Annotated in this window: 15 protein-coding genes; 10 read left to right on the top strand and 5 right to left on the bottom strand. The window is 70.1% G+C overall.

Annotated features, from left to right (window positions below):
* Positions 1-66: 66 nt before the first annotated feature.
* The 3 genes from ABZ904_RS14380 to ABZ904_RS14370 are packed head-to-tail and all read right to left on the bottom strand — an operon-like array spanning position 67 to position 3,404.
* Positions 67-948, bottom strand: a complete 882-nt coding sequence (locus tag ABZ904_RS14380; RefSeq protein ID WP_361823294.1) for a glutaminyl-peptide cyclotransferase — start codon at positions 946-948, stop codon at positions 67-69.
* Positions 941-2,818 carry a DUF4012 domain-containing protein gene (locus ABZ904_RS14375; protein WP_359409215.1) on the bottom strand — a complete coding sequence of 626 codons (1,878 nt, stop codon included), beginning with the start codon at positions 2,816-2,818 and terminating at the stop codon, positions 941-943. Before ABZ904_RS14375 ends, ABZ904_RS14380 begins: the two co-directional genes overlap by 8 nt.
* Before the next feature lie 10 nt (positions 2,819-2,828).
* A complete protein-coding gene (locus tag ABZ904_RS14370) occupies positions 2,829-3,404 on the bottom strand; it encodes an LPXTG cell wall anchor domain-containing protein (RefSeq protein WP_361823291.1) in 576 nt (191 codons plus the stop codon).
* A gap of 396 nt (positions 3,405-3,800) precedes the next feature.
* On the opposite strand from ABZ904_RS14370, the gene ABZ904_RS14365 reads away from it, so the two are divergent.
* From ABZ904_RS14365 to ABZ904_RS14330, 8 genes are all read left to right on the top strand, one after another.
* Positions 3,801-5,270 carry a polysaccharide biosynthesis tyrosine autokinase gene (locus ABZ904_RS14365; RefSeq protein WP_361823288.1) on the top strand — a complete coding sequence of 490 codons (1,470 nt, stop codon included), beginning with the start codon at positions 3,801-3,803 and terminating at the stop codon, positions 5,268-5,270.
* On the top strand, positions 5,267-5,968 hold the full coding sequence (locus ABZ904_RS14360; RefSeq protein ID WP_361823285.1) for a low molecular weight phosphatase family protein: 702 nt from the start codon (positions 5,267-5,269) through the stop codon (positions 5,966-5,968). Before ABZ904_RS14365 ends, ABZ904_RS14360 begins: the two co-directional genes overlap by 4 nt.
* A gap of 214 nt (positions 5,969-6,182) precedes the next feature.
* Complete coding sequence (dnaK, locus tag ABZ904_RS14355) at positions 6,183-8,030, top strand: molecular chaperone DnaK (RefSeq protein ID WP_359409223.1); 1,848 nt, start codon at positions 6,183-6,185, stop codon at positions 8,028-8,030.
* Entirely contained in the window at positions 8,027-8,686 is a 660-nt protein-coding gene (gene grpE / locus ABZ904_RS14350; RefSeq protein WP_359409225.1) for a nucleotide exchange factor GrpE, read from the top strand. Before dnaK ends, grpE begins: the two co-directional genes overlap by 4 nt.
* A gap of 39 nt (positions 8,687-8,725) precedes the next feature.
* Entirely contained in the window at positions 8,726-9,895 is a 1,170-nt protein-coding gene (gene dnaJ, locus ABZ904_RS14345; protein ID WP_359409227.1) for a molecular chaperone DnaJ, read from the top strand.
* A gap of 4 nt (positions 9,896-9,899) precedes the next feature.
* On the top strand, positions 9,900-10,352 hold the full coding sequence (locus ABZ904_RS14340) for a helix-turn-helix domain-containing protein (RefSeq protein WP_359409229.1): 453 nt from the start codon (positions 9,900-9,902) through the stop codon (positions 10,350-10,352).
* A 565-nt stretch (positions 10,353-10,917) separates the two neighbouring features.
* On the top strand, positions 10,918-12,054 hold the full coding sequence (locus ABZ904_RS14335) for a substrate-binding domain-containing protein (RefSeq protein WP_361823280.1): 1,137 nt from the start codon (positions 10,918-10,920) through the stop codon (positions 12,052-12,054).
* 488 nt (positions 12,055-12,542) lie between these two features.
* Positions 12,543-13,580 (top strand): LuxR C-terminal-related transcriptional regulator, encoded by a 1,038-nt coding sequence (locus tag ABZ904_RS14330; RefSeq protein ID WP_359395604.1) that lies wholly within the window; start codon positions 12,543-12,545, stop codon positions 13,578-13,580.
* A gap of 391 nt (positions 13,581-13,971) precedes the next feature.
* On the opposite strand, the gene ABZ904_RS14325 is transcribed toward ABZ904_RS14330, so the two are convergent.
* Entirely contained in the window at positions 13,972-15,003 is a 1,032-nt protein-coding gene (locus tag ABZ904_RS14325; protein WP_359395607.1) for a helix-turn-helix transcriptional regulator, read from the bottom strand.
* Positions 15,004-15,107: 104 nt separating this feature from the next.
* Here ABZ904_RS14325 and ABZ904_RS14320 point away from each other — a divergent pair, with 104 nt between their 5' ends.
* Together ABZ904_RS14320 and ABZ904_RS14315 are read left to right on the top strand one after the other, a co-directional pair.
* Positions 15,108-15,305, top strand: a complete 198-nt coding sequence (locus ABZ904_RS14320; RefSeq protein ID WP_359395609.1) for a hypothetical protein — start codon at positions 15,108-15,110, stop codon at positions 15,303-15,305.
* Positions 15,306-15,345: 40 nt separating this feature from the next.
* Positions 15,346-15,642 carry a (2Fe-2S)-binding protein gene (locus ABZ904_RS14315; protein ID WP_361823354.1) on the top strand — a complete coding sequence of 99 codons (297 nt, stop codon included), beginning with the start codon at positions 15,346-15,348 and terminating at the stop codon, positions 15,640-15,642.
* A gap of 134 nt (positions 15,643-15,776) precedes the next feature.
* Here the strand turns inward: ABZ904_RS14315 and ABZ904_RS14310 are convergent, their stop codons facing one another.
* Positions 15,777-16,190: a TIGR03618 family F420-dependent PPOX class oxidoreductase gene (locus ABZ904_RS14310; RefSeq protein WP_359395613.1), complete on the bottom strand. Its 414-nt coding sequence runs from the start codon at positions 16,188-16,190 to the stop codon at positions 15,777-15,779.
* Positions 16,191-16,287: the final 97 nt, after the last annotated feature.

Raw genomic sequence — 16,287 nt, 5'->3', positions numbered from 1 at the left:
TGATCTGCGTCGCTGTGGGGCCGGCGCCGGTTCCGGCTCGGCCGCTGGTCCGGCCCGTCCGCGGGATCAGGCCGGAACGAACTCGACACGGAACATTCTGGGCCAGAACTTCCCGGTGACGAGGAACTGATCCGTTCCGGGGACGGCCGCGATGCCGTTCAGTACGGCCCCGGGGGCTAGGTCCTCACCGGACATGAGGCCCGAGGCGTCGATGGTCGCCGTCACCGCGCCGGTGGCGGGATCGATGCGCACGATCCGGTCGGTGGGCAGCACATTCGCGTACACGGTGGAGCCGACGCACTCCAGCTCGTTCAGCTCGGTGACCGGCCGCCCCGACTCCGTCACCGTGACGGCGCCCGTCCTCGCGAGCCTGCCAGGGCTGCGGAACGTCAGGCGCGCCGAGCCGTCGCTGGTGATCAGCCGCTGTGTCCCCCGCTGGAGGCACATGCCCCAGCCCTCGTCCGGATACGGGACGCGGCGCAGCTCCTTGAGCGTCGTGGCGTCCCGCTCGATGGCGATCCCGTCACGCCAGGTGAGCTGCCACAGGGTCCGGCCCAGCACGGTGATCCCCTCCCCGAACAAGGGGGAGGGGAGCTTCACCCGGGCCTTGGGCGGTTTGCCGGGAGGGCCTGCCTGCACCGAGGACCCGCCCGCCAGACCGGTGCCCTCGTAGAGGGTGCCGCCGGCCATCTCCAGTCCCTCGGTGAACGCGCGCCGGTCGTGCGGCAGGACCTCGAGCACCTTGACCCGCAATCGCTCGACCCGGTGGGCGGAGGCATGCCGCCCACTGACAGCCGGGTTCGCCGCGACGCCGGGGGTGCGGTCCCCCGCGGGACGGAACGCGAGCAGCAGCACGGAGGCGAGCACGGCTGCCGCGGCGCGGCGCACAGGCCGCGCCGTCCCGGGGCGCACGCGCTCGGCCGTCGCACGGCGTACGCGCTCAGACATAGCAGCCGACTCCCGGCTTCAACGTGGCCCGCAGCGGTGTCACCAGCGGCTGCCGCAGCAGGGTGGGGGTGCCCTCGGCGCTCGGCTCCCGCAAGTGGAGCACGAGGGTGCGCTGCGAGCCGGCCGGCAGCTCCAGGTCCAGCGTGAAGACCGAGTGGCCGCGCTCGATGCCCGGCGCGAGCAGCGCGGGCCGGCCGTCCAGGGTGGCACTGCTCAAGGTGGCTCCGACCCCGGCGTAGTAGGAGACCAGGAGCCGGTTGTCCCCGGGCCGGGTGCGGTAGAGCGGGTAGTCGGACCTCATCGTGACGAAGGCGGGCAGACCTGCGGTCGGCGCCCGGTTGGCCAGGGTCACGGTCACCGTCACCGGACGGCCGCCGGCGGCGCAGCCGCCCGCTTCCCAGACCAGGCTCCGGTCGAGGTAGTAGTCCAACTTGCCGCCGGCCTTGTTGTTCACCACCAGTCCGGCGAAGGGGCCGGCGGTCTCCGGGAGCGTCCCCGCCAGAGGGCGGGACTGGATGAGGCTCTGCTCTTCCTCGTGGGCGCTCCACACCTTCAGCCGTCCGTCCCGCTGGACGTCGTCCACGGCGACGAGCAGCGCGGGCAGCCGGCGTGCGTCGTCGAGCGCCCCCAGCACCCCGCCGGCAGCGACACGGGCCGCGTCGACGAAGAAGTCCCTGCGCTTGATGACGTCGTGGTACTCCGCGTAGCCGGACCTCTCGGTGAGGTCCACCACGTTGTCGGCGGTGAGCTCGGTGCCGCCGGCCGTGCGGACCGGGCCGGTGACCCGCAGGAGGCGGCTCAGCACCACCGGGTCGACGGCGATCGCCCCGTCCACGTCTTCGCCGGTGTGTTTCTGCCAAGCCGCTGCCCAGATGCGGGCCGCGTAGGGGAAGTGCGGGCTCATGTTGGAGTTGGCCCACACCGTGGTGGGGTTGCTGGCCCGGTACTGGGCCTTGAATTCCGATCCGAGGTCGACGGCCGACTTCACCTTGGCCATCTCGGTGCTGCCGAACCGCTCGAACGACAGCCGGCCCCGGTCGGCCCGCAGCACGGCGAAGGCGCCCGGAAGACCTCCGGTGCCGCGTGCCTCGGCCGGGTTCTGGAACGCGAGGAAGTAACGTCTCTCCCCTTGCATGCCGAGCATGGGCGGCAGGACACGGGCGGCCAGGGAGACGTCGGTCATCACGGGGGCGAGATGGTCGAGCTGCTGTTTCAGATCGGCACGGGCCCGGTCGGCCTCGGGCAGCCAGGTGGAGTGAGGCAGGCCGTCCACCTGAGCCCGTACCCCGGCGGTGACGTCCGCGGCCCGGGCGAGGTACGGCGTGTAGAGCTGCAGCGCCGCCACGGCCTGGGCCATCCCGCCGCCGCTTCCGCCCGGGGCGGACGCCGGAAGGACACCGACCAGCGGGGTCAGCACCCTGCGGGTCAGCCGGTCCACCGCATGGGCGGTACCACTCATGCTGGTGACCGGGCTGCCGAAGTAGGGGACCTCGGCGGCCGCGTCCCAGGCCGGTCCGGAGGTGAGACGGCGCGCCCGAGCCGCGTGGACGGCGGCGGACTGCACCAGCCGCAGCCGTTGCGAGGGGGACGCGGTCGCCGCGCCGGAGGCGGCTCTGGGCGACAGCGAGTGCCGCAGCGCGTCGAGGTCCCGCTGGGCGGCGAGGAGTTCCTGGCGGGCGAACAGTCCGGTGATGCCGATCCAGACGGCGCAGGCCAGCGGGATCAGCGCAGCGGCCAGCAGAGCAACCCTGAGCGCTCGAGGGCGGTGTGGTGCCCGATCGCCGGAACCGCCGGATCCGGGCATGGCGACGGCGTCCCGGCCGGTGCCGGGACGCCGTGCTTCCGCCATACGGATGCCTTGCTTCGTCATCGACTGTCCGTCATGAGCCGTGGCGGCGACGCACGGCCAGGAGCGTGCCACCACCCGCCAGGAGCAGTGCCGCAGCGGTGCCGCCGAGTGCCAGGGCCTGGTCGTCGCCCGTCGCCGCGAGGCTGCTGCGGTTCTGGTTCACGTGCTGGTTCTGGTGCCGGTAGTTCACCGTGCCGCCGGTCGCGCCGCGCCCCCGGGACCCGTTGCGTCCTCCGCCGGTTGCGTTGTGCCCGCCCGGAGGGGTGGTCGCCGTCCCGCCCAGGACGTAGATGGTGGCGCCCAGGCTGATGTCGGGATGGTCCGCGGCGAGCCGGAAGACGTGCCAGCCGGCCGGGGCCCTCCTCGGGATGGTCACGGTCCCGGACACCGATCCGTCGTGGTGGGCATGGAACCGGCCAAGGATGATCGGCGTCGACTCCAGGATCGCCAGGACCCTCTGCCGGAAACGGAACAGTCCCGCGGCGGTGTGGAAGTGCAGCTGCTGTCCCCGCGCCACCGTGGTGAGGCCGAGGCCCAGTGCCGAGGACGGCGGGTACGGCTGCGCGTGAGCGGCCTGCGCCCCTGCCAGCGGTGCGGCGACGAGCATGGCAACCGATGCTGCCGATGCCAACGCGACCCGCCATCTGGGCGATGTCGTCATTTTGTTCACTCTCCTTCTTCGCTCTTCTCGACTTCAGTCCGGGCCAGGCGGCTGCGCGTCGGCCGTCATCAAGATCTAGATACATCGAATAAATGGGACATATCTACATCGGTTGACGGGGCGTCGCTCAGGAGTGACCGGATGGGGTAGCGCTCGCTTCTCGATGGCCCAAGCGGTGCACCCACGGGGTGACGCGGCGATGTGCGTCGACAGGGGCGTTCGACGGGCCCGTGCGGGGGTGGCTCCCCCTTTCGCTGTGCATGAGTCCCTATCGTCGGCGGTGCGAAACGGGAAGTAAGACGGCATTTCAACTGATTTCGTCAGTTCTCTGAGGGGTGCAGCTTGGATCTCCACGGTTTCCTGAAGGCCCTTGCCAGACGCTGGCCGACCGTCGCGGTCTGTCTGGTTCTCGCAATCGGGGCGGCGATCGCCGCAACGGCCTTGAGCACCCCGGTCTATGAGGCCAGGACCCAGCTCTTCGTCGCGACCCGCACCGGCGAGGACACCACCCAGCTCAACCAGGGGCAGAGCTTCTCGCAGGCGAGAGTACAGTCGTACGCCGCTATTGTGACGACCCGTCAGGTGACGGAGTCCGTCGTGCGGAAGCTGCAGCTGCGCACCACGCCCGAGGAGCTCGCGTCCCGGATCACGGCCGTCGCCCCGCTCAACACCGTGCTCATCGACATCACCGTGCGGGACACCGCTCCCCGGCGGGCGGCGCGCATCGCCAACGCCGTGGCGACGCGATTCAGTGCGGTCGTCGAGCGGCTGGAGACGCCCAAGCGTGTGGTGACCTCCGAACGGCCCGTCAGGAGCCGCACCGCTGCGAGCACTTCTCCCGTCTCCCTGGGCATCACCCAGGAGGCCGTGGCCCCCACCGCTCCGGTCTCGCCGCGTCCCATGGTGAACCTGGCCGCGGGCGTGCTCGGCGGCCTGCTGCTCGGTGCCGGGATCGTCGCCCTGCGCGAGACGCTCGACACCACGTTCAAGGCGAGCGAGGCGCTCGGCGAGTTCACCGCACTGCCCGGCCTCGGCACGATCCCGTACGACAGGAACGCCCCCAAGCGGCCGCTCGTCACGGCGGACGCGCACTCGAGGCGCGCCGAGGCCTTCCGCAAGCTGCGCACCAACCTGCAGTTCTCACAGGTCGACGACCCGCCCCGGATCATCGTGGTGACGAGTTCCGTGCCGGGCGAGGGCAAGACCAACACCGCCGTGAACCTCGCGCTGTCGCTCGCCGAGGCGGGCGTGTCCACCTGTCTGGTCGACGGCGACCTGCGCCGGCCGTGTGTGGCCCCGGCCTTCGGCCTCGTCCAGGACGCCGGTCTGACCACGGTGCTCATCGGGCAGGCCCGTATCGAGGAGGTGATGCAGCAGGCCGGCCGGCTCTCCGTGCTCGCCGCCGGCGCCGTACCGCCGAACCCCACGGAACTGCTGGCCTCGGCACGCATGGAGGAGGTGCTGCGCGAGCTGGCCGGCACCTACGAGGTCGTGATCGTCGACACCGCGCCGCTGCTGCCGGTCGCCGACACCGTCGGCCTCGCCTCGCTCGCTCAAGGGGCGTTGCTCGTCGTCCGCGCGGCCAAGACCAGCCGGGACCAGGTGCGCACCGCCGCCCAGTCGCTGGAGCGCGTGGGCGTCCGCGTCCTCGGCACGGTCTTCAGCATGGCGCCTGTTCCCAAGGGGGGGCGATACGGCTACGGCCGCTACGGCGCCTACGGGCGGTACGGCGAGCTGCCCGCACCTCGTGCGTCTGCCCCCGGGGAGGAGGCCGTCGCGCCCGCGGCGACGCGGCGCACGGGTGAGAAATGACCCGGGTCCTGTTCGTCTGCACGGGCAACGTGCACCGCTCGGTGTTCGCCGAGCGGTTGCTGGCCGCGCGGCTCCCGCCCGGGTCGGCCGTGCGGCCGGAGAGCGCGGGCACCGAGGCGCGGCCCCGGCCCGGTATGGAGAACTCCACGAGGGCCGTGCTGGAGAGGCTGGGCGGGGACGGATCCGGGTTCTCGGCCCGCCCGCTCACCGCGCTACTCGTCGCCGAGGCGGCTCTGGTGCTCGGGCTCGCGCGCGAGCACCGGGAGGCGGCCGTGCGGCTCGCGCCGTCGGCGATGCGCCGCTGCTTCACGCTGAAGGAGTTCGTCCGTCTCGCCGCCGGCGGAGTGGACGGCGCGCGGGCCCGGGATGCCGCGGTCGCCGTGGACGGCTCCATCGCCATGGGTGCCGTGGACGGCCTGCGCGCGGCGGCCGGCAGTGCTGCGGGCGGTGCGGGGCGGTGGGCGGTGTCCGGCGGGATGATGGACGGGGAAGACCTCGGGGTTGCGGGTGGTTTCGATGGAGTGGTGGCAGCCGTGGCCGCCCGCAGAGGTGCCACCGCCCCGGTCGCCGCCGCCGAGGACGACGTCCCCGACCCCTGGGCGCAGCCGCACGACGTGCTGTACGACTGCGCCCGCGAGATCGACCGGGCGGTGAGCCGGCTGGCCCTGCTGCTGGGCAGCGGTGGCGCGAGCGCTTGAGGGCGCGGGGGCCCGGTGCGTGCGGGCGGTCCTGCCGGTCGCGGTGTCCGGGCCCTTGGTGTGGTCCCCGGAGGGCCGCCACGCAGGGTGTTTCCCTGGTTGCCGGGCGGCCCCGGACAAAAGTTGAGTCTGCTCGACTCAGGTCTGTTGACGCAGCACCGATCCCTCGTGCATCCTTGAGCCTGTTCCACTCAAGTCAGCTGGAGGAATCGAAATGGCACGTGCGGTCGGCATCGACCTGGGCACGACTAACTCCGTCGTCAGCGTTCTGGAAGGCGGCGAGCCCACCGTCATCACCAACGCCGAGGGCGCCAGGACCACGCCGTCCGTCGTCGCCTTCGCCAAGAACGGTGAGGTGCTCGTCGGAGAGGTGGCCAAGCGTCAGGCGGTCACCAACGTGGACCGGACCATCCGCTCCGTGAAGCGTCACATGGGCACGGACTGGAAGATCCAGCTCGACGGCAAGGACTTCAACCCGCAGCAGATCTCCGCGTTCATCCTGCAGAAGCTGAAGCGGGACGCGGAGGCCTACCTGGGCGAGAAGGTGACCGACGCGGTCATCACCGTCCCGGCCTACTTCAACGACTCCGAGCGGCAGGCCACCAAGGAGGCCGGTGAGATCGCGGGCCTCAACGTCCTGCGCATCGTCAACGAGCCGACCGCGGCCGCCCTCGCCTACGGCCTCGACAAGGACGACCAGACCATCCTCGTCTTCGACCTCGGTGGCGGCACCTTCGACGTGTCCCTCCTGGAGATCGGTGACGGCGTCGTCGAGGTGAAGGCCACCAACGGTGACAACCACCTCGGTGGTGACGACTGGGACCAGCGCGTCGTCGACTACCTGGTCAAGCAGTTCGCCGCCGGCCACGGCGTCGACCTCGGCAAGGACAAGATGGCCCTCCAGCGCCTGCGTGAGGCTGCGGAGAAGGCCAAGATCGAGCTGTCCTCGTCCACCGAGACCTCGATCAACCTGCCGTACATCACCGCGTCCGCCGAGGGCCCGCTGCACCTGGACGAGAAGCTCACCCGGGCTCAGTTCCAGCAGCTGACGGCCGACCTGCTCGAGCGCTGCAAGACGCCGTTCCACAACGTCATCAAGGACGCCGGCATCTCCATCGGTGAGATCGACCACGTCGTCCTCGTGGGTGGCTCCACCCGTATGCCCGCCGTCGCCGAGCTCGTCAAGGAGCTGACCGGCGGCAAAGAGGCCAACAAGGGCGTGAACCCGGACGAGGTCGTCGCCATCGGCGCCTCGCTCCAGGCCGGTGTCCTCAAGGGCGAGGTCAAGGACGTCCTGCTCCTCGACGTCACCCCGCTGTCCCTCGGTATCGAGACCAAGGGCGGCATCATGACCAAGCTCATCGAGCGCAACACCACGATCCCGACCAAGCGGTCCGAGATCTTCACCACGGCCGAGGACAACCAGCCGTCCGTGCAGATCCAGGTCTACCAGGGCGAGCGTGAGATCGCGGCGTACAACAAGAAGCTCGGCATGTTCGAGCTGACCGGTCTGCCGCCGGCCCCGCGCGGTGTCCCGCAGATCGAGGTGTCCTTCGACATCGACGCCAACGGCATCATGCATGTCACGGCGAAGGACCTCGGCACCGGCAAGGAGCAGAAGATGACCGTCACCGGCGGCTCCTCGCTGCCGAAGGACGAGGTCGACCGGATGCGCCAGGAGGCCGAGCAGTACGCGGAGGAGGACCACCGCCGCCGCGAGGCCGCCGAGACCCGCAACCAGGGCGAGCAGCTCGTCTACCAGACGGAGAAGTTCCTCAAGGACAACGAGGACAAGGTCCCGGGCGAGATCAAGACCGAGGTCGAGGCCGCCGTCGCCGAGCTGAAGGAGACGCTCAAGGGCGAGGACACGGCCGAGATCCGCAGCGCCACGGAGAAGGTCGCGGCCGTCTCCCAGAAGCTCGGCCAGGCCATGTACGCCGACGCCCAGGCCGCGCAGGCCGCGGGCGGTGCCGGTGACGCCGGTGCCGGCCAGGCGAAGGCCGACGACGATGTCGTCGACGCCGAGATCGTCGACGAGGACCGTAAGGACGGTGCCGCGTGACGGAGGAGACCCCGGGCTTCGAGGAGAAGCCCGACGTCCCCTCCGGCGCCACCCCTGATGACGCCGAGCCGCAGGCCGCCTCTTCCTCTCCGAAGGAGGCGGCGGCCCCGGCAGGGGACGCGAACGCCCAGACCGCCGGTCTGATGGCACAGCTGGACCAGGTGCGCACTGCGCTCAACGAGCGCACCCTGGACCTCCAGCGCCTCCAGGCCGAGTACCAGAACTACCGTCGCCGCGTCGAGCGCGACCGGATCACGGTCAAGGAGATCGCCATCGCGAACCTCCTGACCGAGCTCCTGCCGGTGCTCGACGACATCGGCCGCGCGCGGGACCACGGCGAGCTCGTCGGCGGATTCAAGTCCGTCGCCGAGTCGCTGGAGACCGTCGCGGCGAAGATGGGTCTGCAGCAGTTCGGCAAGGAGGGCGAGCCCTTCGACCCGACGATCCACGAGGCCCTGATGCACTCGTACGCGCCGGACGTCACGGAGACGACGTGCGTGGCGATTCTGCAGCCCGGGTATCGCTTCGGCGAGCGCACCATCCGCCCCGCGCGGGTGGCCGTCGCCGAGCCGCAGCCGGGGGCGCAGACGGTCAAGGCCGAGGAGACGGACGAGGCGGGCGACGACAAGGAGAGCGGTGGCCCGGACGAGGGCTGACGTACACCCATACGGCGTAGGGAAGGAGGGACGTCGGGGATGAGCACCAAGGACTTCATCGAGAAGGACTACTACAAGGTCCTCGGCGTCCCCAAGGACGCCACTGAGGCCGAGATCAAGAAGGCGTACCGGAAGCTCGCCCGCGAGTTCCACCCGGACGCCAACAAGGGCAACGCCAAGGCGGAGGAACGTTTCAAGGAGATCTCCGAGGCGAACGACGTCCTCGGCGACCCCAAGAAGCGCAAGGAGTACGACGAGGCCCGCACCCTCTTCGGGAACGGCGGCTTCCGCCCCGGTCCCGGAGCGGGTGGCTCGTTCAACTTCGACCTCGGCGACCTCTTCGGCGGCCAGGGGAGCGCCGGCGGAGGGAATTTCGGCGGCGGCATCGGTGACGTCTTCGGGGGCCTGTTCAACCGCGGCGGCGGCGCGGGCACGCGTACGCAGCCGAGGCGCGGCCAGGACATCGAGTCCGAGGTCACGCTGAGCTTCATGGAGGCGGTGGACGGCGCGACGGTACCGCTGCGCATGTCCTCGCAGGCGCCGTGCAAGGCCTGTTCGGGAACCGGCGACAAGAACGGCACACCGCGTGTGTGCCCGACCTGCGTCGGCACCGGCCAGGTGGCGCGCGGCTCCGGCGGCGGCTTCTCGCTGACCGACCCCTGCCCGGACTGCAAGGGCCGCGGACTCATCGCCGAGCACCCCTGCCTGGAGTGCAAGGGCAGCGGCCGGGCGAAGTCGTCACGGACGATGCAGGTCCGCATCCCGGCGGGCGTCACGGACGGGCAGCGCATCCGGCTGCGCGGCAAGGGCGGTCCCGGCGAGCGGGGCGGCCCGGCCGGCGATCTGTACGTCGTCGTGCACGTGGACGCGCACCCCGTCTTCGGCCGCAAGGGCGACAACCTGACGGTGACCGTGCCCGTGACGTTCGCGGAGGCGGCGCTCGGCGCCGACATCCGGGTGCCCACCCTCGGCGGGCCCCCGGTGACGCTGAAGCTGCCCCCGGGCACGCCCAACGGGCGCACCATGCGTGCCCGTGGCAAGGGCGCGGTCCGCAAGGACGGCACCCGCGGCGATCTGCTGGTCACCGTCGAGGTGAGTGTCCCGAAGGACCTGTCGGGGAAGGCTCGTGACGCGCTTGAGGCGTATCGCGAGGCGACCGCGGGCGAGGATCCGCGGGCGGAGCTGTTCCAGGCGGCGAAGGGAGCATGACGAGATGGACGGCCGTCGACGCAACCCGTACGAACTGACCGAGGACAGCCCGGTCTACGTCATCTCGGTGGCGGCCCAGCTCTCCGGACTGCACCCGCAGACGCTGCGCCAGTACGACCGCCTGGGACTCGTGTCCCCCGACCGCACGGCCGGCCGGGGCCGGCGCTACTCGGCCCGCGACATCGAACTGCTCCGTCAGGTGCAGCAGTTGTCGCAGGACGAGGGCATCAACCTGGCCGGCATCAAGCGCATCATCGAACTGGAGAACCAGGTCGTCGCGCTCCAGGCCCGCGTCGCCGAGCTCCAGTCCGCGCTGGACGGCGCGGCGGCGACGATGCGCCAGCGCGAGGCCGCGGTACACGCCTCGTACCGCCGTGACCTGGTGCCGTACCAGGAGGTGCAGCAGACCAGCGCGCTGGTGGTGTGGCGACCCAAGCGGCAGCAGCAGACCGACTGAGGTCATACCGAAGGGGCGGCACCGGAACTCTTCCGGTGCCGCCCCTTCGCGTGCGGCAAGAGCCAGAAGGCCGGAGCCAGGAGCCGGTCCCGGATGCCGTAGGCCGAGGTCCTCACGGCCTTCCCGGCTTCCGTTTCGATCGCGCGGCAGTTGTCCGTCTTCTTCGATCTGCCCGGAAACATGCTGTTGATGGCGAACTGCCGTATGTGGCCCGGGGGATGCGCGGTTCGACTCCTCCTGGCGCACGGCGACTGCGGCAGGCGGTGACCCGGCCGACGGAACGTGAGGTAGATCACGTTTGCAGTGAGGTGGTGAACCGCACGCCGTGGTCAACAAGTTGACGGTTCGTCGGTTTCCGGATCCCCGCAGGTGGCGGGCGAAATCTTCATCACACGGAGGTTTGGGAACCGTCCTCGCACCGTTATGCCTTGGTCTTCACTTGACTTCCACCCGGGTGCTGTTGCCATCTCGTTAACCGGTAGTTCTTGACGTTGCATACTGTCCCCGCGTTGGCTTTCAGCCACCTGGGTCGCAACGCTGCTCCCACGCCCGGAAGGCTTCTGATGTGAACGCTCGTACCACCCGTAGGACCGCTGTGCGTCGTACCGCGATAGCTCTGGCCGCCGCGGCGTCGGCCATCTCGCTCGCCGCATGCGGCGTCATCGACGGAGTCGGCGGGGGCAGCAGCTCCGCGACCCCTAAGAAGGGCAACGACATCACAGTGGGCCTCCTTCTGCCCGAGAAGGAGAACCCCCGGTACGACAAGTTCGACTACCCCATCATCAAGGAGCAGGTCCGTTCCCTCACCGACAACAAGGGCAAGGTCGTCTACGAGAACGCCGACGCGGACGCGGCCAAGCAGAACCAGCAGCTCGACCAGATGATCGCCGACAAGGTGGACGTGCTCCTGGTGGACGCGGTGGACGCCAAGGCCATCGCCCCCGGTGTGCAGAAGGCGAAGGACGCGGGCATTCCGGTCATCGCCTACGACCGGCTCGCGCAGGGCCCGATCGACGCGTACATCTCCTTCGACAACGAGCTGGTCGGCCAGGTGCAGGGGCGCGCCCTCGTCGACAAGCTCGGCGCCAACGCCTCCAACAGCAAGATCATCATGATGAACGGCTCGCCCACCGACCCGAACGCGGCCCAGTTCAAGAAGGGCGCGCTCAGCGAGCTCTCCGGCAAGGTGAACCTCGCCAAGTCGTACGACACCAAGGACTGGAAGCCGGAGAACGCCAAGGCGAACATGCAGGCGGCGATCCGGGCCATCGGGCTGAGCAACATCGCTGGTGTCTACTCCGCGAACGACGGCATGGCGGGCGCCATCATCGACGCGCTGAAGGAGGCCGGCGCCACCAAGATTCCGCCGGTGACCGGACAGGACGCGGCGCTGGACGCGGTGCAGCGGATCCTTTCGGGCGAGCAGTACATGAGTGTGTACAAGTCGTACCCCGAAGAGGCCAACAACGCCGCGGAGATGGCGGTGTCCAAGGTCCAGGGCCGCTCGATCGAGTTCGACGCGCTGACCCGCGACAAGGTCGACAGCCCGACGCAGAAGCAGATCCCGTCGATGCTGGTGCCGGTGGTCGCGCTCACCAAGGACAACATCAAGGACACGGTGCTCCAGGACAGCATCTACACCGTCCAGGAGATCTGCACCCCCAAGTACAAGGCGTACTGCGACGCCAACCGCATCAAGTGACCCACGCGGTGGGCGGGCGACGGCGTCCGCCCACCGGCGGTCCGGGCGTTCTCACATCGCCCGGGTGAACTCCACCGCCGCTCCCGGCGGTCCTCCCGCCGTCCTCTCGGCCACCCACCACGCGTCGGCCAACGTGTGAACGTCGAACATGTCTGCCATGCCCGGACGCCGAGTGCCTCACTCGGCGCGCCGGTCCCCCGGTGGTTTCCGGAAGCGCACACGACCGCGCGGCGCGGTGCCTGCCGCGACTCCGTCAGCTTGCTGCAGTGAAAGTTCCTGAGGCCCGGATGATCAGGGATACATCAGGTCATTCCTGGGTGCTCCGGTGAGGGACCTGTGTTGCGGAGGCGGGCGGCTCCGCGCATAGTTGCGCTGCGAAGGCGTGCGGACACGGTGCAAACGGCCGTGTCCGGACGCGCGCGAGGACGTCGCTGGTGAGCTGAGCAGCTCAGGACGCCGGAGCCAGGAGTCGGAGCCAGGGGTGGAAGATGGCCGGGGATGGGACGGAGACGCATCCGCACGGCGCTGACCGGCTCTGCGAGGCCGGCAACCGCGTGTACTCCCGGGCCGTACGCCGGGGCCGGTTGCCCCGCGCGGACGCCGAGCCGGTGCCCTGCCTGCTGGAACTCGCGCTGCTGCACCCGGACCCCGACGACATGGACTGGCTGGTGCCGACCTCCCCGCAGGAGGTCATGACCCGGCTGCTGCGCGGCGTGTACGAGGAGGTCAGCGCGAGTCAGGCGCGCCTCGGGACCGCGGTGGCCGCGGTCGAGTGGTACGGAGGGCTCGGCGGCCGCGAACAGGGTCCCGGGGAGGGCGTGGCGATCAGGGTCCTGGACGGGCTGTCGCGGATCCGCGCCGCCATGGACGAGGCGACGGAGCAGTGCGCGTCCGAGGTGCTGACGGTGCAGCCGGGCGGTATCCGCCGCGAGGACGAGCTCTCCGAGGGCCTGCACCGGGCCATGGCGATGCGCCGCAGGGGCGTGCGCATGCGCGACCTGTACACGCATGTCGCCCGGCACGGCCAGGGCCTGCACAACTACATGGAGCTGATGGGCGACGCGGCCGAGGCGCGCACCCTCGACGAGGTGCCCGAGCGCCTGATCCTCTTCGACCGCAAGGTCGCCTTCATCCCGGCGAACGCGGACCGCACGATCGCGCTCGAACTGCGCCATCCGGCGCTGGTCGACTACCTGATGACCGTCTTCGAGCGCCTGTGGCGCCTCGCGATCCCGCTCACCTCGCCGCTCCCCGAGACGGGCATCGACGGCATCACCCACAGGGAGCGCTCCATCGCGGCGCTGCTCGCGGAGGGCCACCAGGACGCGGTGGTCGCCGAACGCCTGGGCATCAGCGTCCGTACCTGCCGCGCGCACATCGCCCGGCTCTCGGAGACCCTGGGAGCGGCGAGCCGGACGCAGCTCGGGGTCCGTATCGCCCAGGCGGGCCTGGACGGCCCCGTGCGCGCGACGGAGCTGCTCCCGGCCACCGCTCCCGCCGTTCCGGGATCTCCGGCCGATCTGTGAGCGATACGGGGTGCGCCGGGCGCCCGCTGCCGACTGCGGCGGCGATGCCTCCTTGCGGGGATCCTCGGGGTGACTCGAGAAGCAGAGTGACCCACGGGGGCGCGTGGCCGACCGAGTTGCGTCGTAGTGACGTATCGACACCGCCGTGAGGCCGATCTGCCCGCCCTGGTCAAGACGTTGGATGATGGCAAGACCGCACTGCGCTCTCCGGTCGAGGCGTTGTGCCCCCGTGCGGCCGCTAATGCCGAACCGGCCGCGCTCGGCAGCGACTTCGGCATCCATGGCTCAGGGCCGGAGCCGGAGCCCGCGGGCTCCCGATTCCGCGCTGGGCCCCCGGTCGGTGCGGTTCGGCCCTGGCGTCCCCGCGACCCGTCGCGCGGGTGCGGCCGCGTCACTGCGCCCGGTCGTCGCCCGGTTCGTCCCGGCTCAGGATCCCCGACTGCGCTATGAGGTAGCCGAGTTGGGCCCTGCTGCCGCTGCCCAGGACTGTGGCCAGCTTGGCTATGTGAGCGCGGCAGGTGCGCACGTTCATGCCCAGCCGGCGGGCGATGGCCTCGTCGACGTGGCCCTCCACGAGGAGTTTCGCGATGGAGTGCTGGATGTTCGTGATGCCGCCGGCGGCGGTTTCGTAGGGGGCGCCCGCACTCAGCGGGACCGCCCGGTCCCACATGAACTCGAACACCTTGATCAGATAGCGGACGAGTCCCGGCTGCCGCAGCTCCAGCGCGACCTGCTGGTCGTCCCGGGTGGGGATGAAGGCCACGGTCTCGTCGCAGATGATGAGGCGTTCGACCAGTTCGTCGATGGTGCGGTACTCCACCTTGCCGGCGGCCAGCTGGGCGACGTACGCCAGCTTCTCCGGGTTGTGCCTGGCCGTGTGCTGGTACAGGGTCCGGATCCGCACCCCGCGGTCGACCAGCGGCCGGTCGCGTTCCAGCCCGCGCAGCAGGCTGCGTTCGGTGTAGCGGTCGCTGGGCTGGATCGTGAGCACCTCGGTCTGGCACTGTGAAGTGGCCAGGTTGAGCGCCGCGTTGATGCGTTCGCCGCCCTCCAGGACGGTGAGGGAGTCGCCGGCGGAGCCCGTGTGCGCGCTCAGGGCCATGAACGGCTGGAACGCGTCGGCGAGTTCGATCGACTGCCGTCGGCGGTCGCTGATCTCGCGCTCTATGGGATTGAGACGCTGAGCCAGGGCCACCGACGCGGGGACGGGGCGCAGCCAGTCCGAGTCGTCGGGGTCGGGGTGGAGAAGCGCGAACTCCATGAGGCAGGGAGCCGGCTCCACCTCGGCGCGGGCGATCCGTCCCGTGCGGAGGGCAATCGCGTAGAGGCGACCCCCTTCCTCGCACATCTCGGTCACCGGATGGGGATGTGCAACTTCAGTCCGATTCGTCGCCAAATCTCCACCCCCCAGGGTCCTGAACATGCAGGAACATGATGCATCGATTATGTGGCCACCATGTGCCCGAATGAGCCATCGTCGTACCGGACGGGGGAAGAGGGGACCTTCACGTGAGGACGAGGCCGACTATGGGTAAGAAAATGCTTCGCTCGGTGCTTGCCGTCGCCTTCACCGCCGTTGTGGCCTTGGGCGCGCTGAGCGGCCTCACCGGCGAGAAGGGTGACAGTCGAGCTGACACCAGCTGGCCGGCGGTGGTCAAGTCCACTGCACACGTCAACGACACCAGCTGGCCCGTGATGCCCGCGGACGGCCGTGTGAGGGGCTGACGTGACCAATCCTCCCGACGACCGCTCGTTCCGGCGGGAAATGGCCACCGCCTACCGTTCCGGCTGGCACTTCATCGACCTGGTCACAGCCATTCCCCACAGTGGCGACTCGTTGATGGTGACGGTGTTCGGAGAACCTGTGGTCGTCACCCGGGACGATGAAGAGGACGTGCGGGCATACCGTCTTCTGCGGCGGCCTCGGGGGGCGCCACAGCCGGTGCGGTGTGCCATACGGTACGGAATGATCTTTGTGAACCTCGACCGGGGTGACCACCGGCTGGCCGAGCCGGGCACTCCGGAAGTGAGGGCCATCTCAGCCACCCCCCGCAGTGCCTGACGCGATTCCCCCGTCGTAACAGATCGCTCAGGTGCTTCCCCCCGCAGCGGCGTCACCGTGACCTGAACACGGTGACGCCGCTGCAGTTTCCCGGGACATCTCCGGATATCCACCGAAGCCGTAGATGGCCGGAATCAGCCGCGCCCCGACGCCCGGGTCAGGGTGATCTCGATCACCACTCGTGAGGGGTTGGGCGACGGCACCCGTCCGTAGCGCTCGGCGTAGCGCCGCTCCGCGTCGGCGATCCGCTCCGGGTCCGCCGAGATCCGGGCGCGGCCCTCCAGCGTCGCCCAGCGCCGTCCGTCCACCTGGCAGACCGCGACCTGTGCCCCGTCCGGGCCCGCGGCCGCCACGTGCCCCACCTTCGCGCTCGCCTTGTTGGTGATCACCCGCGCCAGCCCCGCCTCGGGGTCGTACGTCACTCCGACCGGAACGACGTGCGGGCTGCCGTCCGGGCGCAGGGTGGTCAGCGTGCACAGGTGCCGCTCCCGCCAGAACCTGAGGTACGAGGTGTCGGGTGCGCCCGGGTCTACGGAGTACGTGGCCATGGTTCGGAACTTAGTGGTTGTCCCTCCCGTTCACCGCCTTGAGTGGAATAGACTCAACTTTGTGCAGGTTGCTTCAGTCACACTGGAAGACCTGAAA

This window comes from Streptomyces sp. NPDC046900 (genome assembly GCF_040644975.1).
Lineage (GTDB): Bacteria > Actinomycetota > Actinomycetes > Streptomycetales > Streptomycetaceae > Streptomyces.
The sequence above is the reverse complement of the archived record's forward strand: the minus strand, read 5'-3'. Positions and strand labels throughout refer to the sequence as shown.

Bases quoted from the DNA above. Each gene is read 5' to 3' on its own strand.
- ABZ904_RS14380 (WP_361823294.1), bottom strand. From the start codon at position 948: ATGTCTGAGCGCGTACGCCGTGCGACGGCCGAGCGCGTGCGCCCCGGG.
- ABZ904_RS14375 (WP_359409215.1), bottom strand. From the start codon at position 2,818: ATGACGAAGCAAGGCATCCGTATGGCGGAAGCACGGCGTCCCGGCACC.
- ABZ904_RS14370 (WP_361823291.1), bottom strand. From the start codon at position 3,404: ATGCTCGTCGCCGCACCGCTGGCAGGGGCGCAGGCCGCTCACGCGCAG.
- ABZ904_RS14360 (WP_361823285.1), top strand. From the start codon at position 5,267: ATGACCCGGGTCCTGTTCGTCTGCACGGGCAACGTGCACCGCTCGGTG.
- dnaK (WP_359409223.1), top strand. From the start codon at position 6,183: ATGGCACGTGCGGTCGGCATCGACCTGGGCACGACTAACTCCGTCGTC.
- dnaJ (WP_359409227.1), top strand. From the start codon at position 8,726: ATGAGCACCAAGGACTTCATCGAGAAGGACTACTACAAGGTCCTCGGC.
- ABZ904_RS14340 (WP_359409229.1), top strand. From the start codon at position 9,900: ATGGACGGCCGTCGACGCAACCCGTACGAACTGACCGAGGACAGCCCG.
- ABZ904_RS14330 (WP_359395604.1), top strand. From the start codon at position 12,543: ATGGCCGGGGATGGGACGGAGACGCATCCGCACGGCGCTGACCGGCTC.
- ABZ904_RS14325 (WP_359395607.1), bottom strand. From the start codon at position 15,003: ATGTTCAGGACCCTGGGGGGTGGAGATTTGGCGACGAATCGGACTGAA.
- ABZ904_RS14320 (WP_359395609.1), top strand. From the start codon at position 15,108: ATGGGTAAGAAAATGCTTCGCTCGGTGCTTGCCGTCGCCTTCACCGCC.
- ABZ904_RS14315 (WP_361823354.1), top strand. From the start codon at position 15,346: ATGGCCACCGCCTACCGTTCCGGCTGGCACTTCATCGACCTGGTCACA.
- ABZ904_RS14310 (WP_359395613.1), bottom strand. From the start codon at position 16,190: ATGGCCACGTACTCCGTAGACCCGGGCGCACCCGACACCTCGTACCTC.